We start from the raw sequence: 19,075 nt of genomic DNA on the forward strand, positions 1-19,075 counted from the left end.
CTATAAGTCTGCGCCGGTCACGTATCAACAACTATTAATGCGTAACCTAATAACCTCAGGCTATGACAAATGGATCGCGACAGGAGTCTTACCGGACGGCTTGCAGACTCTGCAGAAACTGGTCGGCGTTCTGATAACCGATCACACGCTTGCCTGGCAATTCGCGCCCTTGACGATCGAACAAGATGATGCCCGGCGGTCCGAACAGCTGAAAGCGTTTGAGCATGGCTTTGTCGTCGGCGTTGTTGGCGGTGACGTCGATCTGCAGCAAGACCATTTTCGAAAACTGTTCACGCACGCGCACATCGGTGAAGGTGAATTTTTCCATCTCTTTGCAGGAGACGCACCAGTCCGCATAGAAGTCGAGCAAGGCCGCTTTGCCGTTGGTCTGCGCCAGCGCGGCGTCGAGTTCGGCGATCGAGCGCACGCGCACGAAGTCGGTGTGCGCAGCCTGAGCGCCGCTGCCATCGCCGCCACGCAGATGCGACAAAGGCGCCAGAGCATCGCGCCCGCCAGTGGCGACGCTGACCAGTTGCAACAATCCCAAGGCAACAAACACCAGACCGAGGGCGCGCGAAGTCCAGCGCACCGGCTGGCTCCACAACAAATACGCGCCGTAAGCGATACCGAGCGCCGCCCAGCCCGCGACGAACAACCACGCAGGAATAACCGGCGACACCATCCACAACGCGGTCGCCAGCATCAGCACGCCGAAGAAGCGTTTGACCGATTCCATCCAGCCGCCGGCACGCGGCAACAAGGCGCCGGCCGATGCGCCAATAATCAGCAGCGGCACACCCATGCCGATGGCCATGGCGAACAAGGCGCTGCCACCCAGCACCACGTCGCGCGTCTGGCTGATGTAGAGCAAAGCGCCAGCCAGCGGTGCGGCTACGCAAGGGCCGACGATCAGCGCCGAAATTGCGCCCATGATGAAGACGCCGGCCAGCTTGCCGCCGCCCTGCTGCTCCGACGCCTGCGTCAGTTTGGACTGCAGCGCCGACGGCACCTGCAATTGATAGAAATCGAACATCGACAGCGACAGGCCGACCATCAGCAAAGCGAACACGCCCAGCACCCAGGGATTCTGCAGGGCGGCCGACAAGCCTTCACCGATCATGCCGGCGGCGATACCCAATGCGGTGTAGACCAGCGCCATACCGAGCACATAGGTGACAGACAGCAACAAGCCGCGTCCTCGACTGGACTGAGCACCTTCACCGACGATGATGGACGACAGAATGGGCACCATGGGCAAGACGCACGGCGTGAACGACAAGCCGATGCCGAGCAGGAAAAACAAGGACAGCACTGCCAGCAGCTTGCCGCTCTTGAGGACGGCGCTGATCTTGTCCATGTCGGAGGCATCTGCACCGTTGGCACCGCCGTTTGCAGCGGAAGCCGCTCCATCGCCGGCAGTTGCTTTCACTACCTGGCCGATGGCGTCCGGCGACAGTGCCGCTACAGTGTCCATCGGCGGGTAACACAGACCTTTATCGGCGCAGCCCTGCCCGGTTGCGGTCAACGTGAAGGAGCCGGCAGCGTCAACCGGAATACGGATGCTGACACTGTTGTGATAGGTTTCCACTTCCTTCTGGAAGTTGTCGTCGTACTTGACCTTACCCTGCGGGAACTCCGGCTGGCCGAGCGTCGCGCCCTTCGCCTTGAAGTGGAAGCGGTCGCGGTACATGTAATAGCCGTCGGCAATGGCGTAATCGACTTCCAGCGTCTTGGCGTCCAGCATTCTGGCGAAGAAGCTGAACGCCACTTCAGGCGCCAGATAATCTTCCGCATGCGCAGTCGCCGGCGCCATCATCGATACGATTGCGACCGGCATAGCCAGCAACAGCGGCATTAGCGCCATCATGCCGCTTTTCCAACTTCCCCCTATGGCGCCGTGTATTACGGCGGCCAGCAAACGCTTAAACATTCAACTCTTTCCTTGTTTCTGCAACGATCCAGTTCAGATAGGCCGGCAAACCGGCCGCAATCGGGATGGCGATGATCTCGGGTACATCATACGGATGCGCCGCCTTGATGGCGGCTTCCAATTCGGCGTAGCGCGCCTGCGTGGTCTTGATCATCAGCGTAACCTCGCTGGCATGCTCAACGGCCCCTTGCCACTGATATACCGACTGTACCGCAGGCATGATATTGACGCAGGCGGCCAGCCGTTGCTCCACCAGCGTACGCGCTATGCTGCCTGCCAGCTCAGCGTCCGGCACGTTGCTCAGTACGAGCAGAGTTTGGTCCATGGCAGTCCTCCTTATGAGTAGCGTGCAGGCCGATCTCAGAACCGGCGGCGCGTGAAAATCATCGCCACATAAAATCCACAACAACAATATGCCGCAAGTATCCCCAGATCCAGCAACGGCGTCTGCGGCCAGCCGCCAAGCACCAGCGGACGTACCAGGTTAACGGCCGCGCTCAACGGCAGGAACTGCGATACCAGCTGCAGCCACGGCGGCAACTGCGCAACCGGATAATACACGCCCGACAGAAAAACCATCGGTGTCAGGATTAATGTGAAATAGTAGGTGAAAAAATCATAGCCACGCGCGAGCGCATTCATGATCAGACCGAGCGAGGCGAAGGTCATGCCCGCCAGGAACAGCACCGGCAACACCAGCAGCACTTGCAGATGCAGCCCGATACCGAGCGCAAACATCACGCACAGAATCGCGACACCGCTGAACAGCGACTTGGTGGCGCTCCACAGCAGTTCCGCCAGGACGATGTCGTCCAGCGCCAGCGGCGCATTCATCAGGGCATCCCAGGTGCGTTGCACGCTCATGCGCGAGTAGGCCGAGTACAAGGCCTCGAACGACGACGCCATCATGACCGACATGCAGATCGATCCCGAGGCCAGATAGTGAATGTAGGGAATGCCGTCGACTTCCTTCAGCATGCTGCCCAGACCGTAGCCGAAGGCGATCAGCGTGATCAGCGGGTCGGCGATGTTGCCCAGCACGCTGGCGACCATCAGCTTTTTCCAGACCAGGAAATTGCGCCGCCAGATCGGATAGAAGCGCAACGAGAATGCGGGAAAGGCGTAGATGCTTGTCATGTCGTGATCCTTGATTCTCGATATTCTCAATCGCGCATTTCGCGGCCGGTCAGCTTGAGAAAGAGATCCTCAAGATTGGCCGGCCGGTGCAGATAGCGCACGCCCTGGACGTTCTGCAAGGTCGCCAGCAGTGTGTGCGCCTGATTGGTATAACAGAACACCGTTTCGCCGCTGTGCTCGACACGCGCGGCGTGATCGCGACCATGCTGTCCGGCCCAGGTGCGGGCGTTTTCGCCGTAGACTTCGATGACTTCCGCTTCGATGTGCTGGGCGATCAGTTGCTGCGGCGATCCTTCCGCAATCATCTTGCCGTGATCGATGACGGCCAGACGGTCGCACAGGCGTTCCGCTTCGTCCATGAAGTGGGTGGTCAGCAGTATCGTCTTGCCTCGCGCCAGCAGGCTCTTGAGACGCTCCCAGATCATGTGGCGCGCTTGCGGATCAAGGCCGGTGGTCGGCTCATCCATGAAAATCAGATCGGGGTCGTTGACCAGCGCCCGCGCCAGCGTCAGACGACGCTTCATGCCGCCGGACAGTTCGCCGATGCGCGCATCCTTCTTGGCCGACAGGTTGGCGAATTCCAGCAAGTCCGGAATGCGTTGCGCCATCACGGCGTCGGCGATGCCGAAGTAGCGGCCGAAGACTTGCAGGTTTTCCTGCACGGTAAAGTCGGGATCGAGATTATCGGCTTGCGGCACTACGCCGACCCGCATGCGGGCGGCGCGCGCCTGGTCCGGTATCGGCTTGCCGTTGAGCCGGATCTCTCCGCTGTCCGGGATCGACAAGCCGAGGCAGAGTCGCAAGGTAGTGGTCTTGCCGGCGCCATTCGGGCCGAGGAGACCGTAGCATTCGCCGGGACGCAAGGCAAAAGACAAGTCGTTGATGATAGGCGTGCGCCCGGCACCGGTGCCAAAAGCTTTGTGCAGCTTGCTGACTGAAAGTATCGATGTCTCTGTCATGTTGTCCTTGGCGTTGTAACGGGAGCGTCTCTGTCGTCTCTGCGGTCTTTGTTTGTAGCTGCAATGCGCAATGCTGCAGCGTTAGTCATTGCAATAGAGTTAGCAGTCATCGCTAGGGACGTTCGGCCGCCGATAGTCAGGATCTCCGATGGCAGGCACACGGTCGCTCTGCATCCTTTTAGCTATCAGGTGAATGCCCCCGGCAGTGCCCGTGTTTCACCGCACCTCGCCATTCGACCGCGTGCGGGCCTGGTCGTTTCCACATTCCACACACTTACAAGACACTGCGCATCTCGTCGCCCGAAAATGCAAAAAGCCAGGCATAGCCTGGCTTTTTTTTTCATCGTGCTTGACGCGATGTCAGCATGCAGCGAGATTACTCAACGCTTGGCGCTTCTTCGGAGACGTCTGGACGATCGACCAGTTCAACGAAAGCCATCGGTGCATTGTCACCAACGCGGAAACCCATTTTCAGGATACGCAGGTAGCCGCCGTTACGAGTAGCGTAACGTGGGCCCAGTTCGGAGAACAGCTTGCCGACGATTTCGCGATCGCGCAGGCGGGAGAATGCCAGACGCTTGTTAGCCAGTGTGTCAGTCTTGCCCAGAGTCAGGATAGGCTCGACGACGCGGCGCAGTTCCTTGGCTTTTGGCAGAGTTGTCTTGATTGCTTCGTGACGCAGCAGGGATACTGTCATGTTGCGCAGCATTGCCAGGCGGTGCGAGGAAGTACGATTCAGTTTACGGAGACCGTGACGGTGACGCATGATATTTCCTTTCAGATTACAGTTTTAATCCAGCTCTTCTATCGGCAGTGTCTAGTTGCCGCGGACCGGTATCGATTAGGTTATTGCCTGTTGCCAGGACTTGTTGCTACTACTACGGTGCTGCTTGATTCTTTACTGCCTTGCTTTGCATGGTGAGCGACTTTTAAACCGCTCACCATCATTGCAAAATTACTTTTCCAGGCCGGCTGGCGGCCAGTTTTCCAGCTTCATGCCCAGGGTCAGACCACGGGATGCCAGAACTTCCTTGATTTCGTTCAGGGACTTACGGCCCAGATTCGGTGTCTTCAGCAGTTCATTTTCGCTACGTTGGATCAGATCGCCAATGTAGTAAATGTTTTCGGCCTTCAGGCAGTTTGCCGAACGGACTGTCAGTTCCAGATCGTCGACCGGACGCAGCAGGATAGGGTCGACTTGCGGTGCACGCGATGGCGCTTCGGCAGTCGCTTCAGTGCCTTCCAGAGCAGCGAACACGTTCAGTTGATCAACCAGGACGCGAGCCGATTGACGGATCGCTTCTTCCGGCGTGATCACACCGTTGGTCTCGATGTTGATGACCAGCTTGTCCAGGTCGGTACGTTGTTCCACACGCGCCGATTCGACAGCGTAGGAAACACGGCGCACTGGCGAGAACGATGCATCCAGGATAATGCGGCCGATGGTCTTGTTAGCATCTTCGGACAGACGGCGAACGTTACCCGGCACATAGCCACGGCCCTTTTCGACCTTGATCTGCATGTCCAGCTTGCCGCCTGCTGTCAGGTTGGCGATCACGTGATCTGGATTGATCAGCTCAACATCGTGCGGCAGATCGATATCCGACGCCAGCACAACGCCTTCGCCTTCTTTCTTCAGAGTCAGTGTGACTTCGTCGCGGTTGTGCAGCTTGAAGACCACGCCCTTCAGGTTCAGCAGGATGTCAACGACGTCTTCTTGCACGCCGTCGAGGGACGAATATTCATGTACAACGCCGGCGATGGTGACTTCGGTCGGGGCATAACCGATCATCGACGACAGCAGAACGCGACGCAGCGCGTTGCCCAGGGTGTGGCCATAACCACGTTCGAATGGCTCCATCACGACCTTTGCGTGACCGGCGCCGAGCGCTTCAACTTCGATAATACGTGGCTTCAACAAACTATTTTGCATGAAATGTCCTTTTCAATACCCTCGGTTCGTTACACCGATAAGGCTGATGGCATGTCGGAAAAATGCCCACCGAGAGGTGGGCACGGGGAAAATCAGGGTGCAGATTAACGCGAATACAATTCGACGATCAGCGATTCGTTGACGTCGTTGGCGATTTCGCTGCGGTCCGGGGAAGTCTTGTAAGTACCTTCGAGCTTCTTCGCATCGACGGAAACCCACGATGGGAAACCGGATTGCTCAGCCAGCGACAGGGCTTCAGCGATACGCACTTGCTTCTTGGCCTTTTCACGAACGGCAACAACGTCGCCGGCCTTGACTTGGTACGAAGCGATGTTCACGACGATACCGTTGACAGTCAGCGCCTTGTGGGACACCAACTGACGCGCTTCAGCGCGGGTCGAGCCGAAGCCCATGCGATAAACGACGTTATCCAGACGGGCTTCCAGCAACTTCAGCAGAGTTTCACCGGTGTTGCCCTTGCGACGGTCCGCTTCAGCGAAGTAGCGGCGGAATTGGCGCTCGAGTACGCCGTAGATACGCTTGACCTTTTGCTTTTCGCGCAATTGGTTACCGTAATCCGAAGTACGAGCACCCGAAGTGCGGCCGTGTTGACCTGGCTTGGAGTCCAGTTTGCACTTGGAATCCAGCGAGCGGCGTGCGCTCTTCAGGAACAGGTCGGTGCCTTCGCGGCGGGAAAGTTTTGCTTTTGGTCCGATATAACGTGCCACGGTATTTCCTTTATTAAGTGACGTCCCAAAGCCATCGCTGGCCTGAACGCTAGTTTGATCTGCGTGCTATCAAACAGTGGGCTTAAGAACAAAACCCGCCAAGGTCATTGGCGGGTGATTTCCGACACTTCCGCGTATTCGGCGAAAGCGCAAGATTATACTACAGATTAGATACGACGACGCTTTGGTGGGCGGCAGCCGTTGTGCGGGACCGGAGTCACGTCCTGGATCTGGGTGATCTTGATGCCCAGATTGTTCAGTGCGCGGACAGCCGATTCACGACCTGGGCCTGGACCCTTGATGCGAACTTCCAGATTCTTGATACCGCATTCGATTGCAACCTTGCCGGCAGCTTCAGCAGCGACCTGAGCAGCAAACGGAGTCGATTTACGCGAACCCTTGAAACCGGCACCACCCGAAGTCGCCCAAGACAAAGCATTACCTTGGCGATCAGTGATCGTGATGATGGTATTGTTGAACGAAGCGTGAACGTGAGCGATACCTTCTGCAACGTTCTTCTTAACTTTCTTGCGCACACGTGCTGCTGCGGCGTTATTTGGGGCTTTTGCCATAATTATTTCCTTGATTCCGAACCGACTAGCAGTTACAGAGACGCTAGGGGATTATTTCTTCAACGATTGAGCGGCCTTGCGCGGACCCTTGCGAGTACGTGCATTGGTGCGGGTACGTTGGCCACGGCAAGGCAAGCCCTTACGGTGACGCATACCACGGTAGCAGCCCAGATCCATCAAACGCTTGATGTTCATGGACAGTTCACGACGCAGGTCACCTTCGACGACGAATTTTGCAATTTCGTCACGAAGCTTTTCCAGCTCGTTATCGTCCAGATCCTTGACCTTTTTGTTGGTCGGAACACCCGTAGCGACGCAGATTTCTTCTGCGCGTGGGCGGCCAACACCGTAGATGGCTGTCAGGCCGATAACAGTGTGCTGATGGTTGGGGATATTCACCCCTGCAATACGTGCCATGCGTTATTCCTCGATCAATAACGTTAAATTAACCTTGGCGCTGTTTATGACGCGGTTCTGTGCAGATAACACGAACTACGCCTTTGCGCTTGATGATTTTGCAGTTGCGGCAGATCCGCTTAACTGATGCGAGCACTTTCATTGTGGCCCTCTTTCTTTCAATACTAGGTTCGTTTCACACTACTTGGTACGGAACACGATACGTGCCCGGCTCAAATCATAAGGAGTCAGTTCCACTGTCACCTTATCTCCTGGGAGGATGCGAATATAGTTCATCCGCATTTTCCCGGAAATATGGCCGAGTACAACATGTCCGTTTTCCAACTTAACTCTGAATGTCGCATTAGGCAGATTCTCCAGAATCTCGCCTTGCATCTGAATAACGTCGTCTTTTGCCATTCCGCGTCTGTTCCTTTGGGCGTTACCCTTCACCTATCGTGAAGTCATGCCGCCCTTGAAATTTGCTTTACGAAGCAACGATTCATACTGCTGTGACATTACATAATTCTGAACCTGCGCCATGAAATCCATGGTGACGACCACAATAATCAGAAGAGAAGTTCCACCGAAGTAGAAAGGCACCTTCCAACGTGCGATCAAGAATTCCGGCAACAAGCAAACCAGTGTGATGTACACCGCACCAGCCAACGTCAAGCGCATCAAGATCTTGTCGATGTAGCGTGCTGTTTGATCACCTGGACGAATACCTGGAACAAACGCGCCGCTCTTTTTCAGGTTATCTGCAGTTTCTTTGCTGTTGAAAACCAACGCAGTATAGAAAAAACAGAAGAAAACAATTGCGATCGCATACAGCAGCGCATGAATCGGTTCACCTGGCGCCATCGATGCAGCCAAATCCTTCAGGAAACGAATGAAAGGATTCGATGTATCGCCGGAAGTGAACCAGCTCGTGATCGTCGCCGGGAACAAGATGATCGACGAAGCAAAAATAGGAGGAATAACACCAGCCATATTCAGCTTCAGCGGCAAATGACTGCTTTGACCGCCGTAAATCTTGTTGCCAACCTGACGCTTCGCATAATTCACCAGAATCTTGCGCTGGCCGCGTTCAATGAACACAACCAGGAACGTCACCAGAGCGACGATCAGGCAGATCAGAATCGCCGACAATGCGTTCATCGAGCCTGTACGAACCAGCTCAAACAAACCACCTAATGCGTTTGGCAAACCAGCTGCGATACCGGCAAAGATAATGATGGAAATACCATTACCCAGACCACGCTCTGTAATTTGCTCGCCCAACCACATCAGGAACATCGTACCGGTCACCAGTGTCACCACCGTTGTCAGACGGAACGCCAGACCCGGATCCAACACAAGACCAGCTTGCGACTCCAATGCGACAGCAATACCCAGCGCCTGGAACGTTGCCAGCACCAAGGTGCCGTAGCGGGTGTACTGGGTAATCTTGCGACGACCAGCTTCACCTTCTTTTTTCAACGCTTCCAGCTGCGGCGATACTACCGACAACAACTGCATGATGATCGACGCCGAGATGTACGGCATGATCCCAAGAGCGAAAATTGTGAAACGCGACAGAGCACCACCGGAGAACATGTTGAACATGCCCAGAATGCCGCCCTGATTTTGTTTGAACAATTGCGCCAACTGCGTCGGGTCAATTCCTGGCACAGGAATGTGAGCACCGATGCGATATACAACTAATGCTGCCAGCAAAAACCACAAACGGCCCCAAGGGAAACCTTTTGCAGCGCCTTTAGCAAGTTGGGGTGTAGTCGCCAATTAATGCTCCGCGTCAACTGTCAGATTAAGCTACAGAACCACCGGCAGCTTCAATAGCTGCTTTAGCGCCCTTGGTAGCAATCAGACCTTTGACTGTTACTTTCTTGGTCAGCTCGCCCGACAAAATGATGCGGACAACCTTGGCCAGCTCAGGAACGATACCGGCTTGCTTCAACGCCAGGATATCGACTTCGCCAACTGGCAGGCTTTCCAGGTCGGACAAACGAACTTCAGCCTTATACGGCGTTGCCAGCGACTTGAAACCACGCTTTGGCAGACGACGTTGCAGAGGCATCTGACCGCCTTCGAAACCGACTTTATGGAAACCGCCCGAACGCGATTTTTGACCCTTGTGACCACGGCCGGCTGTCTTACCCAGGCCAGAACCGATACCACGACCGACGCGACGCTTGTAGTGCTTGGCGCCATCTGCGGGTTGGATTGTGTTTAATTCCATGATTTGCTCCGTTCGCAAGCCGGGGGCTTACGAAACCACTTTCACAAGATAGGACACTTTGTTGATCATGCCGCGAACCGATGGAGTGTCTTGCAATTCGGAAACCGAATTAACGCGACGCAGTCCCAGACCGCGCACTGTTGCGCGGTGGTCTTGGCGAGTACCGATCAAACCCTTGACCAGTTGTACTTTGATTGTGTTTGCCATCTGTTTCACCTTAGCCCAGGATGTCTTCAACAGACTTGCCGCGCTTGGCTGCAATTTCTGCTGGAGTGTTCATTTTGGCCAAACCGTCGAGTGTTGCACGGACCATGTTGTAAGGATTGGTAGAACCATTCGACTTAGCAACGACGTTGGTCACGCCCATCACTTCGAAAATTGCGCGCATTGGACCACCGGCGATAACACCAGTACCGTCTTTAGCCGGCGACATCAGAACAGACGATGCGCCATGCTTGCCGGTGACTGTGTGTTGCAGAGTGCCGTTCTTCAAGGTGACCTTGATCATCTTGCGACGGGCTTCTTCCATTGCCTTCTGCACTGCAACTGGCACTTCCTTCGATTTGCCCTTGCCCATGCCGATGCGGCCATCGCCGTCACCAACAACTGCCAGCGCTGCGAAACCCATGATACGACCACCCTTCACCACTTTGGTGACACGGTTGACCGCGATCATTTTTTCGCGCATGCCGTCATCTGGCTTGTCGCTTTGCGTTTTGGATTGCATTTTTGCCATGATGATTTTCCTTAGAACTTCAGGCCGGCTTCACGCGCAGCTTCAGCCAGCGCTTTGACGCGACCGTGATAACGGAAACCGGAGCGGTCAAACGCTACTTCGGTGACTCCAGCTTTCAGTGCCTTCTCGGCGACGCGCTTGCCTACCAGTGTCGCGGCAGCAGCGTTGCCGCCTTTGCCGGTCTGGCCTGCCAACTGTTGGCGCACTTCTGCTTCCAACGTCGATGCCGAAGCCAGAACGTTTGCGTCGGGGCCGATGATGCTCGCGTAGATGTGCGTGTTGGTACGATGCACGGCCAGGCGATTGACCTTTAATTCTGCGATCTTGGCACGGGTTTGAGTCGCGCGGCGCAGACGTGATTGTTTCTTGTCCATCGTCAACCCCTATTACTTCTTCTTGGTTTCTTTGAGTACAACCACTTCATCCGAATAACGAACGCCCTTGCCCTTGTATGGCTCTGGCTGACGATATGCGCGGATTTCAGCGGCGACCTGGCCAACAACTTGGCGGTCGATACCCTTGATTAAGATCTCGGTTTGAGTCGGGGTTTCACACTTGATGCCTTGTGGCATCTGGTGAACGACTGGGTGCGAAAAGCCCAGCGACAGATTCAGCTTGTCGCCTTGTGCTTGAGCGCGGAAACCCACACCAACCAAGTTCAGCTTCTTTTCGAAACCCTTAGTGACACCGTTGACCATGTTATTGACCAACGCACGCAGGGTACCGGACATCGCATTTGCTTCACGGCTGTCATTTGCAGCCTCGAAGTTCAGCGTGCCATTGTTGTTTGCAACCTTCACCAGGCCAGTCAATGGCTGGGAAAGCGAGCCCAACGGGCCTTTTACTGTGATCTGCGCTGCAGTAATGGTCGCTTCCGCGCCACTCGGCAGTGCAATCGGCATTTTACCAACACGAGACATATTGCACTCCTTAGGCCACGTAGCAAATCACTTCGCCACCGACACCGGTAGCGCGCGCTTTGCGATCTGTCATGACGCCACGTGGAGTGGAAACGATTGCCACACCCAGGCCGTTCATCACGTTAGGAATCTCGTCTTTGCCTTTGTAAATACGCAGGCCAGGACGGGACACGCGCTCGAGGCGCTCGATAACTGGACGACCGGCGTAGTACTTCAGGCCGATTTTCAGTTCTGCTTTGCCGCCGGCTTCAGCCACGGCGAAATCTTCGATATAGCCCTCGTCCTTGAGGACGTTTGCAATTGCGATTTTGACTTTCGACGACGGCATTGCTACGGTCGTCTTCTGCACAACTTGCGCATTGCGGATACGGGTCAGCATATCGGCGATAGGATCGCTCATACTCATTGCTTGTTCTCCTATTACCAGCTGGCTTTAGTCAAACCCGGGATTTCACCACGCATGGCGATTTCACGGACCTTAATACGACCCAAACCGAATTTACGGAATGTGCCACGTGGACGACCTGTCAGTGCGCAACGGTTACGTTGGCGGGTCGGAGCCGAGTTACGCGGCAGCGCTTGCAACTTCAGGCGCGCTTCGTAACGTTCTTCTTCCGACTTGGATTGGTCGTCGATGATAGCCTTCAACTCAGCGCGCTTGCCGGCGTATTTCTTCACCAGATCTGCACGCTTTTGTTCACGGTTAATCAGTGCCAGTTTTGCCATGGCAGCCTCAGTTTCTGAACGGAAATTTAAATGCGGCGAGGAGCGCTTTCGCTTCGTCGTCGGTCTTCGCGGTTGTCGTGATGCTGATATTCAAGCCACGCAGCGCATCGATTTTGTCGTATTCAATTTCGGGGAAAATGATCTGCTCTTTCACACCGATATTGTAGTTACCACGACCATCGAAAGCACGACCGGAGACACCACGGAAGTCACGCACACGTGGCAGAGCCACGGTGATGAAACGATCCAGGAACTCGTACATCTGGGCGCCACGCAGGGTCACCATGCAACCAATCGGATAGCCTTCACGGATCTTAAAACCCGCAATCGCCTTACGCGCCTTGGTCACGACCGGCTTTTGACCAGCAATCTTGGTCAAATCGCCGACAGCGTGCTCGATGATTTTCTTATCCGCAACAGCTTCCGACAGACCCATGTTCAATGTGATCTTCAGAATGCGCGGAACTTCCATTACCGACTTATAAGCGTACTTAGCAGTCAAGTCGGCAACGACTTTTTCTTTATAGAACTCTTGGAGACGTGCCATGATCTATTAAACCTTAACAACTTCGCCGCTGGATTTGTAAGCACGGACTTTCTTACCGTCCACGCTCTTGAAACCCACGCGATCTGCCTTGCCGGCCGCCGCATTAAACAATGCGATGTTCGACACATGAATTGGCATCAGCTTATCGACGATGCCGCCAGTTGCACCAGTCATTGGATTAGGCTTGGTCGCTTTTTTAGCAACGTTGACGCCTTCAACAACAACGTAATCAGCGCTGACACGCTGAGTTACCACACCGCGCTTACCTTTATCTTTACCGGTCAGCACGATGACTTCATCGTTCTTACGAATCTTTCCCATGACCACTCCTTACAGAACTTCAGGCGCCAGAGAGACGATCTTCATGAAGCGCTCTGTACGCAGCTCACGAGTAACTGGCCCGAAAATACGGGTACCGATTGGTTCCAGCTTGGCATTCAGCAGAACGGCTGCATTGCCGTCGAACTTGACCAGGGAACCATCCTGACGACGCACGCCCTTAGCGGTACGAACGACGACAGCGTTGTAAATTTCACCTTTTTTGACGCGACCGCGTGGAGCTGCGCTCTTCACGGTAACTTTAATCACGTCGCCGATGCCTGCGTAACGGCGCTTGGAACCACCCAAGACTTTGATGCACAAAACTTCGCGCGCACCAGTGTTGTCGGCCACTTCGAGCCGGCTTTCAGTTTGAATCATGATATTTTCTTTCCCAACTTAATCCGCTCAAATCACACAATGTGAATCGCGGTCAGTCTTGGTCCTGTTAGCAAGCGAACTCGCTAGTTAGGGGACGATTAAGCTACGTAACTGCATCTTGCCTCTTACCCTTGCCAAACACCAAGAAGCAAAAGAAGAGCTGAGCATTATGGCACCATAATGCTCAGTCCGCAAGCCTTACTTATACAATCTGTGCCACTTGTACAACGCGTGTCACGCTCCAAGCTTTGGTCTTGGAGATAGGACGACCTTCCTGGATCTCGACCGTATCGCCAGTCTTCGCCTGATTCGACTCATCATGAGCGTGGTACTTGTTAGTACGCACGATGATTTTGCCGTACAGCGGATGTTTGACGTGACGTTCGATCAGAACGGTAACAGTCTTATCCATCTTGTCGGACACAACCTTGCCAATCAGCGTGCGCTTGAGCGCTTGTTTCACTTGATCGTTCATTGTTGACCCTTCGAATTGATGACTGTTTTCACACGTGCGATATCGCGACGTACTTTCTTCAGTTGCGCGGTATTGTTCAGTTGCTGCGTAGCCACTTGCATGCGCAAGCTGAATTGAGCCTTCAACAGCTCATTCAGTTCTTTGGCCAGAGCCGCTTCGTCTTTACCGCGGAGTTCAGATGCTTTCATATTCCGCTCCTATTATTGACCGACTTGACGAACAACAAAAGTCGTCGACAGTGGCAATTTGGCTGCTGCCAAGCGGAACGCTTCACGCGCCAGAGCTTCGTCAACACCATCCATCTCGTACAGCATCTTACCTGGCTGAATTTCTGCCACGTAGTACTCTGGATTACCCTTACCGTTACCCATACGCACTTCAGCAGGCTTTTGGGAAATCGGCTTGTCCGGGAAAACGCGAATCCAGATACGACCGCCACGTTTGATGTGACGGGTCATAGCGCGACGAGCGGCTTCGATCTGACGTGCCGTGATACGACCACGACCAACTGCTTTCAGACCGAACTCACCAAACGATACGGCTGTACCACGCGAATGCGAGATACCCGTATTGCGACCTTTTTGTTCTTTACGATATTTTCTACGTGCTGGTTGCAGCATGATTATTCTCCTGCTTTCTCAGCCGACACACCGGCATCGGCAGCTTGACGTGGAGCACGCTTGGCACCCGCACCTGCTGGAGCACCACCGGTCTTCGGACGAGGACGAGCACCTGGCTTGCCATCATCACGACGTGGACCGCGACGCTTCTTGTCGTCTTCTGGCTCACCGACCAGCACTGGTGCTTCGCCGTTAGCCAGACGATCGCCCTTGTAAACCCAAACCTTGATACCGATGATGCCGTATGTGGTTTGTGCTTCGCCAAAACCGTAGTCGATATCAGCGCGCAGAGTGTGCAGAGGCACGCGGCCTTCGCGATACCATTCCTTACGAGCGATTTCGATGCCGTTCAGACGACCCGACGACATGATCTTGATGCCCTGAGCGCCGAGACGCATTGCGTTCTGCATCGCACGCTTCATGGCGCGACGGAACATAATACGCTTTTCGAGCTGCTGAGCGATCGAGTCAGCGATCAGCTGAGCGTCGGCTTCCGGCTTGCGGATTTCTTCGATGTTGACGTGCACTGGCACGCCCATCAATTTACCCAGCGCCGCCTTCAGCACTTCGATGTCTTCACCCTTCTTACCGATCACAACGCCTGGACGGGAGCTGTAAATGGTGATTCGGGCATTCTTCGCTGGACGCTCGATAACGACGCGACCAACCGAAGCGTTCTTCAGTTTTGTCTTCAGGTAAGCACGAACCTTCAGATCTTCGTTGAGCATGTCGGCAAAATTGTTATTGCCTGCATACCAGCGCGATCCCCAGTTACGTGTAACCGCCAGACGGAAACCGGTTGGATGAATCTTCTGTCCCATCGTGACTCCTTAGTTTCCGACAGTCACGTAAATGTGACAGGATTGCTTGGAAATACGATCACCACGGCCTTTTGCACGCGCTGTGAAGCGCTTGAGGACCGTACCTTTTTCCACATAAATGGTCTTGACTTTGAGCTCGTCAATGTCGGCGCCATCATTGTGCTCGGCGTTCGCGATTGCGGACTCCAGAACCTTCTTGATGATGACCGCGCCCTTTTTAGGGCTGAAGGCCAAGATATTCAGTGCTTGATCAACTTTTTTGCCGCGGATCAGGTCTGCGACCAGACGGCCCTTCTGAGCCGACAGGTGCACACCACGCAGGGTAGCTTTAGTTTCCATCATAGGACCTTATTTCTTAGCCTTCTTATCGGCAGCGTGACCCTTGAACGTACGGGTCAGCGCGAATTCGCCGAGCTTATGACCAACCATGTTTTCGGACACATAAACCGGCACGTGTTGCTTGCCGTTGTGCACCGCGATCGTCAAACCGATGAAATCCGGCATGATTGTCGAACGACGGGACCATGTCTTGATTGGCTTCTTGTCTTTAGTCGCTTGAGCAGCCTCAACCTTTTTGACCAGGTGAGCGTCGCAGAATGGACCTTTTTTCAATGAACGTGTCATGTTTTATCCTTATTTCTTGCCGCGGCGCGAGACAATCATTGAAGTCGTACGCTTGTTGCTGCGTGTCTTCTTGCCCTTGGTCTGTTGACCCCACGGCGAAACTGGATGACGACCTGCTGCAGTCTTACCTTCACCACCACCGTGCGGGTGATCGACCGGGTTCATGACCACACCACGCACTGTCGGGCGAACACCGCGCCAACGCATTGCACCAGCCTTACCAATCTTGCGCAGATTGTGCTCGCCATTGCCAACTTCACCGATCGTTGCACGGCATTCGATGTGAATGCGGCGTACTTCGCCGGAGCGCAGACGAACCTGAGCGTAAGTACCTTCGCGTGCCATCAGCACAACGCCGGCGCCTGCTGTACGAGCGATCTGGGCACCCTTGCCTGGCAACATTTCCACGCAGTGGATTGTTGTACCGACAGGAATATTGCGGATCGGCAGAGCGTTACCAGCCTTGATCGGCGCTTCGGAACCACTGACCAGTTGATCGCCGACAGCAATGCCCTTAGGAGCGATGATGTACTTGCGTTCGCCGTCTGCGTAGCACAGCAGAGCGATGTGCGCAGTACGGTTCGGGTCGTATTCGATACGCTCGACCTTGGCAACAATACCGTCCTTGTTGCGACGGAAGTCGACAACGCGGTAGTGTTGCTTGTGGCCGCCACCGATATGACGGGTAGTGATATGACCGTTGTTGTTACGACCAGCAGTCTTGGACTTCTTTTCGATCAGGCCGGCAAATGGACGACCCTTGTACAGGTCGCTGACGACCTTGACCATACCGCGCCGACCGGGCGAGGTTGGCTTAACTTTTACGAGTGCCATTATTTAGCCTCCTCGGTGAAGTTGATTTCTTGACCGGGCTTCAGGCTGACAAAGGCGCGACGTGTGTGGTTGCGACGACCGACCGAACGGCCGGAGCGTTTTTGCTTACCTTGACGATTCGCGACCTGAACAGACTCCACTTGAACTTTGAACAGCAGCTCGACCGCAGCCTTGACTTCCAGCTTGGTCGCGTCTTGCGTTACCAGAAAAACGACTTGCTCGTTCTTCTCGGCGACGAAAGTTGCCTTTTCAGAGATCACCGGCGCCAGCAGCACTTTCATCAAGCGCTCTTCGCTATGTTTAATTGCGTTCATGCCAGCAACTCCTCAATCTTAGCCAGTGCTTGCTTAGTGATCAGCACTTTCTTGTAGAAAACCAGGGAGACCGGATCAGCTTGACGTGGCTCAACAACCAGCACGTTCGGCAAATTGCGCGACGCGAGCAACAGGTTTTCTTCCAGCGTGTCAGTGATGACCAGCACGGAATCCAGACCCATGACTTTCAGTTTTTCGGACAGCAGCTTGGTCTTCGGCGCTTCGACCGAGAAATTCTCGACGATCGACAGACGACCTTCGCGAGCCAACTGGGACAGAATCGAGCAGACACCTGCGCGATACATCTTCTTGTTGACCTTGTGCGAGAAGTTTTCGTCAGGCGAATTCGGGAAAATACGACCACCGCCGCGCCACAGTGGCGAGGACGACATACCAGCACGAGCGCGGCCAGTACCCTTTTGACGCCATGGCTTCTTGGTTGTGTGATGCACTTCTTCACGGTCTTTTTGCTTGCGGTTACCGCTGCGAGCATTGGCTTGATAAGCCACGACGACCTGGTGAATCAGCGCTTCGTTGTAATCACGACCAAAGATGGTGTCAGGAGCAGCGACGTTCGATGCGGCTTGACCTTGATCATTCAGGAGCTTGAGTTCCATGAATTAGGCTCCCTTCTTGACTTTAACTTTAACTGCCGGGGAAACGACCACTTGGCCGTTTTTCGCGCCTGGAACAGCACCCTTGACCATCAGCAATTGACGCTCAGCGTCGATGCGTGCGATTTCGAGGTTTTGAACTGTGCAGGTAACGTCACCCAGGTGACCGGTCATGCGCTTACCAGGAAAAACACGACCTGGATCTTGCGCCATACCGATGGAGCCTGGAACATTGTGCGAACGGGAGTTACCGTGCGATGCGCGGCCGGATGCGAAGTTGTAACGCTTGATCGTACCAGCGTAGCCCTTACCGATGGACACGCCTTGCACGTCCACTTTTTGGCCAGCTTCGAACAAGCTTGCAGCGACGACGTCGCCAGCTTTCAACTCAGCAGCCTTAGCTGCATCAATGCGGAATTCTTTCAGAACGGTCCCGGCTTCAACGCCAGCTTTGGCGTAATGACCGGCAGCAGCTTTAGTCACACGCGAGGCGCGACGCTGACCGAATGCGACCTGAACAGCGGAATAACCATCCACTTCAGGCGTTTTGATTTGGGTCACGCGATTGTTCGACACATCCAACACGGTCACAGGAATAGAATCCCCGTCTTCCGTGAAGATACGCATCATACCAACCTTGCGACCAACAAGGCCTAGGCTCATTGTTTTTCTCCATTCCCGCCTGCGATTGGGCGGGGCTGATGTTTGTACAACTAAAATATGTGAAGTCACGAATCCCGTGACTCCACCGAAGCCGATCAGTATAACCGGGTAAATTTTTATTTGCAATACCCGACAGTGTCGTGGTATGTCAAAGTTTTATCCGCTCACACTTTTTACAACACTTGCCGCAAATGCTTATTGCAGCTTGATTTCAACATCAACGCCAGCCGGCAGATCCAGCTTCATCAATGCATCGACAGTCTTGTCGGTTGGATCAACGATATCCATCAGGCGTTGATGCGTGCGGATTTCGAATTGATCGCGCGAAGTCTTGTTGACGTGTGGGGAACGCAGAACGTCGAAACGCTGGATGCGTGTTGGCAGCGGAACAGGACCCTTGACGACAGCACCGGTGCGCTTTGCTGTGTCGACGATTTCCAGTGCGGATTGGTCGATCAGACGATAGTCGAATGCCTTCAGGCGGATACGGATTTTTTGGCTAGGAACTGACATGATTTTCCTTTAAAGAACGAACCGCGGATGACAACCATCCGCGGCAATGATAAAAAATTACTACTACGCTGC

The 19,075-nt window shown here is 54.5% G+C and carries 33 protein-coding genes; all 33 read right to left on the reverse strand.

The features are described from left to right. Window positions 1-88 precede the first annotated feature (88 nt). Window positions 89-1,867, reverse strand: a complete 1,779-nt coding sequence (dsbD, locus tag AC1RN6_RS18720; protein WP_493006970.1) for a protein-disulfide reductase DsbD — start codon at window positions 1,865-1,867, stop codon at window positions 89-91. 55 nt (window positions 1,868-1,922) lie between these two features. Further along, window positions 1,923-2,255 (reverse strand): divalent-cation tolerance protein CutA, encoded by a 333-nt coding sequence (gene cutA, locus AC1RN6_RS18725; protein WP_493006971.1) that lies wholly within the window; start codon window positions 2,253-2,255, stop codon window positions 1,923-1,925. A 35-nt stretch (window positions 2,256-2,290) separates the two neighbouring features. Next, window positions 2,291-3,067: an ABC transporter permease gene (locus AC1RN6_RS18730; RefSeq protein WP_493006972.1), complete on the reverse strand. Its 777-nt coding sequence runs from the start codon at window positions 3,065-3,067 to the stop codon at window positions 2,291-2,293. A 26-nt stretch (window positions 3,068-3,093) separates the two neighbouring features. Further along, window positions 3,094-4,026, reverse strand: a complete 933-nt coding sequence (locus AC1RN6_RS18735) for an ATP-binding cassette domain-containing protein (RefSeq protein WP_493006973.1) — start codon at window positions 4,024-4,026, stop codon at window positions 3,094-3,096. Between the two features lie 376 nt (window positions 4,027-4,402). Beyond that, the gene (gene rplQ / locus AC1RN6_RS18740; RefSeq protein ID WP_050479914.1) at window positions 4,403-4,792 is read right to left on the reverse strand and encodes a 50S ribosomal protein L17; all 390 of its coding nucleotides are present in this window, start codon (window positions 4,790-4,792) and stop codon (window positions 4,403-4,405) included. A 189-nt stretch (window positions 4,793-4,981) separates the two neighbouring features. Further along, the gene (locus tag AC1RN6_RS18745) at window positions 4,982-5,959 is read right to left on the reverse strand and encodes a DNA-directed RNA polymerase subunit alpha (protein ID WP_007875351.1); all 978 of its coding nucleotides are present in this window, start codon (window positions 5,957-5,959) and stop codon (window positions 4,982-4,984) included. 104 nt (window positions 5,960-6,063) lie between these two features. Continuing rightward, window positions 6,064-6,687: a 30S ribosomal protein S4 gene (gene rpsD / locus AC1RN6_RS18750; RefSeq protein ID WP_493006974.1), complete on the reverse strand. Its 624-nt coding sequence runs from the start codon at window positions 6,685-6,687 to the stop codon at window positions 6,064-6,066. A gap of 167 nt (window positions 6,688-6,854) precedes the next feature. Then, window positions 6,855-7,259, reverse strand: coding sequence for a 30S ribosomal protein S11 (rpsK, locus tag AC1RN6_RS18755; protein WP_007875349.1), 405 nt, complete (start codon window positions 7,257-7,259; stop codon window positions 6,855-6,857). Window positions 7,260-7,310: 51 nt separating this feature from the next. Further along, complete coding sequence (rpsM, locus tag AC1RN6_RS18760) at window positions 7,311-7,676, reverse strand: 30S ribosomal protein S13 (protein ID WP_007875348.1); 366 nt, start codon at window positions 7,674-7,676, stop codon at window positions 7,311-7,313. Between the two features lie 28 nt (window positions 7,677-7,704). Next, complete coding sequence (gene rpmJ, locus AC1RN6_RS18765; RefSeq protein ID WP_014004415.1) at window positions 7,705-7,818, reverse strand: 50S ribosomal protein L36; 114 nt, start codon at window positions 7,816-7,818, stop codon at window positions 7,705-7,707. A 38-nt stretch (window positions 7,819-7,856) separates the two neighbouring features. Continuing rightward, window positions 7,857-8,075 (reverse strand): translation initiation factor IF-1, encoded by a 219-nt coding sequence (infA, locus tag AC1RN6_RS18770; RefSeq protein ID WP_005663428.1) that lies wholly within the window; start codon window positions 8,073-8,075, stop codon window positions 7,857-7,859. A gap of 33 nt (window positions 8,076-8,108) precedes the next feature. Next, a complete protein-coding gene (secY, locus tag AC1RN6_RS18775; protein WP_007875347.1) occupies window positions 8,109-9,440 on the reverse strand; it encodes a preprotein translocase subunit SecY in 1,332 nt (443 codons plus the stop codon). A gap of 25 nt (window positions 9,441-9,465) precedes the next feature. Continuing rightward, complete coding sequence (gene rplO, locus AC1RN6_RS18780; protein WP_493006976.1) at window positions 9,466-9,897, reverse strand: 50S ribosomal protein L15; 432 nt, start codon at window positions 9,895-9,897, stop codon at window positions 9,466-9,468. Between the two features lie 27 nt (window positions 9,898-9,924). Continuing rightward, window positions 9,925-10,104, reverse strand: a complete 180-nt coding sequence (gene rpmD, locus AC1RN6_RS18785) for a 50S ribosomal protein L30 (RefSeq protein WP_007875342.1) — start codon at window positions 10,102-10,104, stop codon at window positions 9,925-9,927. Window positions 10,105-10,114: 10 nt separating this feature from the next. After that, on the reverse strand, window positions 10,115-10,633 hold the full coding sequence (rpsE, locus tag AC1RN6_RS18790) for a 30S ribosomal protein S5 (RefSeq protein WP_007875340.1): 519 nt from the start codon (window positions 10,631-10,633) through the stop codon (window positions 10,115-10,117). A gap of 11 nt (window positions 10,634-10,644) precedes the next feature. Continuing rightward, complete coding sequence (gene rplR / locus AC1RN6_RS18795; RefSeq protein WP_007875338.1) at window positions 10,645-11,007, reverse strand: 50S ribosomal protein L18; 363 nt, start codon at window positions 11,005-11,007, stop codon at window positions 10,645-10,647. Window positions 11,008-11,019: 12 nt separating this feature from the next. Next, window positions 11,020-11,553, reverse strand: a complete 534-nt coding sequence (gene rplF / locus AC1RN6_RS18800) for a 50S ribosomal protein L6 (protein ID WP_007875337.1) — start codon at window positions 11,551-11,553, stop codon at window positions 11,020-11,022. A 10-nt stretch (window positions 11,554-11,563) separates the two neighbouring features. Continuing rightward, the gene (rpsH, locus tag AC1RN6_RS18805; protein WP_007875335.1) at window positions 11,564-11,959 is read right to left on the reverse strand and encodes a 30S ribosomal protein S8; all 396 of its coding nucleotides are present in this window, start codon (window positions 11,957-11,959) and stop codon (window positions 11,564-11,566) included. Between the two features lie 14 nt (window positions 11,960-11,973). Then, on the reverse strand, window positions 11,974-12,279 hold the full coding sequence (gene rpsN / locus AC1RN6_RS18810; protein ID WP_007875333.1) for a 30S ribosomal protein S14: 306 nt from the start codon (window positions 12,277-12,279) through the stop codon (window positions 11,974-11,976). A 7-nt stretch (window positions 12,280-12,286) separates the two neighbouring features. Next, a complete protein-coding gene (rplE, locus tag AC1RN6_RS18815; RefSeq protein ID WP_007875323.1) occupies window positions 12,287-12,826 on the reverse strand; it encodes a 50S ribosomal protein L5 in 540 nt (179 codons plus the stop codon). 6 nt (window positions 12,827-12,832) lie between these two features. After that, window positions 12,833-13,147, reverse strand: coding sequence for a 50S ribosomal protein L24 (gene rplX, locus AC1RN6_RS18820; protein WP_493006977.1), 315 nt, complete (start codon window positions 13,145-13,147; stop codon window positions 12,833-12,835). A 9-nt stretch (window positions 13,148-13,156) separates the two neighbouring features. Next, window positions 13,157-13,525, reverse strand: a complete 369-nt coding sequence (gene rplN, locus AC1RN6_RS18825) for a 50S ribosomal protein L14 (RefSeq protein WP_006464924.1) — start codon at window positions 13,523-13,525, stop codon at window positions 13,157-13,159. A 202-nt stretch (window positions 13,526-13,727) separates the two neighbouring features. Beyond that, window positions 13,728-14,000, reverse strand: coding sequence for a 30S ribosomal protein S17 (gene rpsQ / locus AC1RN6_RS18830; protein ID WP_007875319.1), 273 nt, complete (start codon window positions 13,998-14,000; stop codon window positions 13,728-13,730). Further along, window positions 13,997-14,188: a 50S ribosomal protein L29 gene (gene rpmC, locus AC1RN6_RS18835; protein ID WP_007875317.1), complete on the reverse strand. Its 192-nt coding sequence runs from the start codon at window positions 14,186-14,188 to the stop codon at window positions 13,997-13,999. Before rpmC ends, rpsQ begins: the two co-directional genes overlap by 4 nt. A 12-nt stretch (window positions 14,189-14,200) precedes the next feature. Further along, window positions 14,201-14,620 carry a 50S ribosomal protein L16 gene (gene rplP / locus AC1RN6_RS18840; protein WP_007875315.1) on the reverse strand — a complete coding sequence of 140 codons (420 nt, stop codon included), beginning with the start codon at window positions 14,618-14,620 and terminating at the stop codon, window positions 14,201-14,203. Window positions 14,621-14,622: 2 nt separating this feature from the next. Next, window positions 14,623-15,441 carry a 30S ribosomal protein S3 gene (rpsC, locus tag AC1RN6_RS18845; RefSeq protein ID WP_493006978.1) on the reverse strand — a complete coding sequence of 273 codons (819 nt, stop codon included), beginning with the start codon at window positions 15,439-15,441 and terminating at the stop codon, window positions 14,623-14,625. 9 nt (window positions 15,442-15,450) lie between these two features. Continuing rightward, window positions 15,451-15,783: a 50S ribosomal protein L22 gene (gene rplV / locus AC1RN6_RS18850; RefSeq protein ID WP_183381547.1), complete on the reverse strand. Its 333-nt coding sequence runs from the start codon at window positions 15,781-15,783 to the stop codon at window positions 15,451-15,453. Between the two features lie 6 nt (window positions 15,784-15,789). Then, window positions 15,790-16,065 carry a 30S ribosomal protein S19 gene (rpsS, locus tag AC1RN6_RS18855; protein WP_007875308.1) on the reverse strand — a complete coding sequence of 92 codons (276 nt, stop codon included), beginning with the start codon at window positions 16,063-16,065 and terminating at the stop codon, window positions 15,790-15,792. 9 nt (window positions 16,066-16,074) lie between these two features. Further along, entirely contained in the window at window positions 16,075-16,899 is an 825-nt protein-coding gene (gene rplB, locus AC1RN6_RS18860) for a 50S ribosomal protein L2 (RefSeq protein WP_050479919.1), read from the reverse strand. Beyond that, window positions 16,899-17,213, reverse strand: coding sequence for a 50S ribosomal protein L23 (gene rplW, locus AC1RN6_RS18865; RefSeq protein WP_007875303.1), 315 nt, complete (start codon window positions 17,211-17,213; stop codon window positions 16,899-16,901). Before rplW ends, rplB begins: the two co-directional genes overlap by 1 nt. Continuing rightward, window positions 17,210-17,830 carry a 50S ribosomal protein L4 gene (gene rplD / locus AC1RN6_RS18870; protein WP_493006979.1) on the reverse strand — a complete coding sequence of 207 codons (621 nt, stop codon included), beginning with the start codon at window positions 17,828-17,830 and terminating at the stop codon, window positions 17,210-17,212. Before rplD ends, rplW begins: the two co-directional genes overlap by 4 nt. A 3-nt stretch (window positions 17,831-17,833) precedes the next feature. Next, a complete protein-coding gene (gene rplC / locus AC1RN6_RS18875) occupies window positions 17,834-18,490 on the reverse strand; it encodes a 50S ribosomal protein L3 (RefSeq protein ID WP_007875299.1) in 657 nt (218 codons plus the stop codon). A gap of 195 nt (window positions 18,491-18,685) precedes the next feature. Beyond that, window positions 18,686-19,003 carry a 30S ribosomal protein S10 gene (gene rpsJ, locus AC1RN6_RS18880; RefSeq protein WP_006464935.1) on the reverse strand — a complete coding sequence of 106 codons (318 nt, stop codon included), beginning with the start codon at window positions 19,001-19,003 and terminating at the stop codon, window positions 18,686-18,688. Window positions 19,004-19,075: the final 72 nt, after the last annotated feature.

This window comes from Herbaspirillum sp. GW822-FHT03A08 (assembly GCF_058801885.1).

What these genes read in the sequence shown, in the direction of transcription:
- dsbD (WP_493006970.1), bottom strand. Translation starts at nt 1,867, where the DNA reads ATGATGGCGCTAATGCCGCTGTTGCTGGCTATGCCGGTCGCAATCGTA.
- cutA (WP_493006971.1), bottom strand. Translation starts at nt 2,255, where the DNA reads ATGGACCAAACTCTGCTCGTACTGAGCAACGTGCCGGACGCTGAGCTG.
- AC1RN6_RS18730 (WP_493006972.1), bottom strand. Translation starts at nt 3,067, where the DNA reads ATGACAAGCATCTACGCCTTTCCCGCATTCTCGTTGCGCTTCTATCCG.
- AC1RN6_RS18735 (WP_493006973.1), bottom strand. Translation starts at nt 4,026, where the DNA reads ATGACAGAGACATCGATACTTTCAGTCAGCAAGCTGCACAAAGCTTTT.
- rplQ (WP_050479914.1), bottom strand. Translation starts at nt 4,792, where the DNA reads ATGCGTCACCGTCACGGTCTCCGTAAACTGAATCGTACTTCCTCGCAC.
- AC1RN6_RS18745 (WP_007875351.1), bottom strand. Translation starts at nt 5,959, where the DNA reads ATGCAAAATAGTTTGTTGAAGCCACGTATTATCGAAGTTGAAGCGCTC.
- rpsK (WP_007875349.1), bottom strand. Translation starts at nt 7,259, where the DNA reads ATGGCAAAAGCCCCAAATAACGCCGCAGCAGCACGTGTGCGCAAGAAA.
- rpsM (WP_007875348.1), bottom strand. Translation starts at nt 7,676, where the DNA reads ATGGCACGTATTGCAGGGGTGAATATCCCCAACCATCAGCACACTGTT.
- rpmJ (WP_014004415.1), bottom strand. Translation starts at nt 7,818, where the DNA reads ATGAAAGTGCTCGCATCAGTTAAGCGGATCTGCCGCAACTGCAAAATC.
- infA (WP_005663428.1), bottom strand. Translation starts at nt 8,075, where the DNA reads ATGGCAAAAGACGACGTTATTCAGATGCAAGGCGAGATTCTGGAGAAT.
- rplO (WP_493006976.1), bottom strand. Translation starts at nt 9,897, where the DNA reads ATGGAATTAAACACAATCCAACCCGCAGATGGCGCCAAGCACTACAAG.
- rpmD (WP_007875342.1), bottom strand. Translation starts at nt 10,104, where the DNA reads ATGGCAAACACAATCAAAGTACAACTGGTCAAGGGTTTGATCGGTACT.
- rpsE (WP_007875340.1), bottom strand. Translation starts at nt 10,633, where the DNA reads ATGGCAAAAATGCAATCCAAAACGCAAAGCGACAAGCCAGATGACGGC.
- rplR (WP_007875338.1), bottom strand. Translation starts at nt 11,007, where the DNA reads ATGGACAAGAAACAATCACGTCTGCGCCGCGCGACTCAAACCCGTGCC.
- rplF (WP_007875337.1), bottom strand. Translation starts at nt 11,553, where the DNA reads ATGTCTCGTGTTGGTAAAATGCCGATTGCACTGCCGAGTGGCGCGGAA.
- rpsH (WP_007875335.1), bottom strand. Translation starts at nt 11,959, where the DNA reads ATGAGTATGAGCGATCCTATCGCCGATATGCTGACCCGTATCCGCAAT.
- rpsN (WP_007875333.1), bottom strand. Translation starts at nt 12,279, where the DNA reads ATGGCAAAACTGGCACTGATTAACCGTGAACAAAAGCGTGCAGATCTG.
- rplE (WP_007875323.1), bottom strand. Translation starts at nt 12,826, where the DNA reads ATGGCACGTCTCCAAGAGTTCTATAAAGAAAAAGTCGTTGCCGACTTG.
- rplX (WP_493006977.1), bottom strand. Translation starts at nt 13,147, where the DNA reads ATGGGAAAGATTCGTAAGAACGATGAAGTCATCGTGCTGACCGGTAAA.
- rplN (WP_006464924.1), bottom strand. Translation starts at nt 13,525, where the DNA reads ATGATTCAAACTGAAAGCCGGCTCGAAGTGGCCGACAACACTGGTGCG.
- rpsQ (WP_007875319.1), bottom strand. Translation starts at nt 14,000, where the DNA reads ATGAACGATCAAGTGAAACAAGCGCTCAAGCGCACGCTGATTGGCAAG.
- rpmC (WP_007875317.1), bottom strand. Translation starts at nt 14,188, where the DNA reads ATGAAAGCATCTGAACTCCGCGGTAAAGACGAAGCGGCTCTGGCCAAA.
- rplP (WP_007875315.1), bottom strand. Translation starts at nt 14,620, where the DNA reads ATGCTGCAACCAGCACGTAGAAAATATCGTAAAGAACAAAAAGGTCGC.
- rpsC (WP_493006978.1), bottom strand. Translation starts at nt 15,441, where the DNA reads ATGGGACAGAAGATTCATCCAACCGGTTTCCGTCTGGCGGTTACACGT.
- rplV (WP_183381547.1), bottom strand. Translation starts at nt 15,783, where the DNA reads ATGATGGAAACTAAAGCTACCCTGCGTGGTGTGCACCTGTCGGCTCAG.
- rpsS (WP_007875308.1), bottom strand. Translation starts at nt 16,065, where the DNA reads ATGACACGTTCATTGAAAAAAGGTCCATTCTGCGACGCTCACCTGGTC.
- rplB (WP_050479919.1), bottom strand. Translation starts at nt 16,899, where the DNA reads ATGGCACTCGTAAAAGTTAAGCCAACCTCGCCCGGTCGGCGCGGTATG.
- rplW (WP_007875303.1), bottom strand. Translation starts at nt 17,213, where the DNA reads ATGAACGCAATTAAACATAGCGAAGAGCGCTTGATGAAAGTGCTGCTG.
- rplD (WP_493006979.1), bottom strand. Translation starts at nt 17,830, where the DNA reads ATGGAACTCAAGCTCCTGAATGATCAAGGTCAAGCCGCATCGAACGTC.
- rplC (WP_007875299.1), bottom strand. Translation starts at nt 18,490, where the DNA reads ATGAGCCTAGGCCTTGTTGGTCGCAAGGTTGGTATGATGCGTATCTTC.
- rpsJ (WP_006464935.1), bottom strand. Translation starts at nt 19,003, where the DNA reads ATGTCAGTTCCTAGCCAAAAAATCCGTATCCGCCTGAAGGCATTCGAC.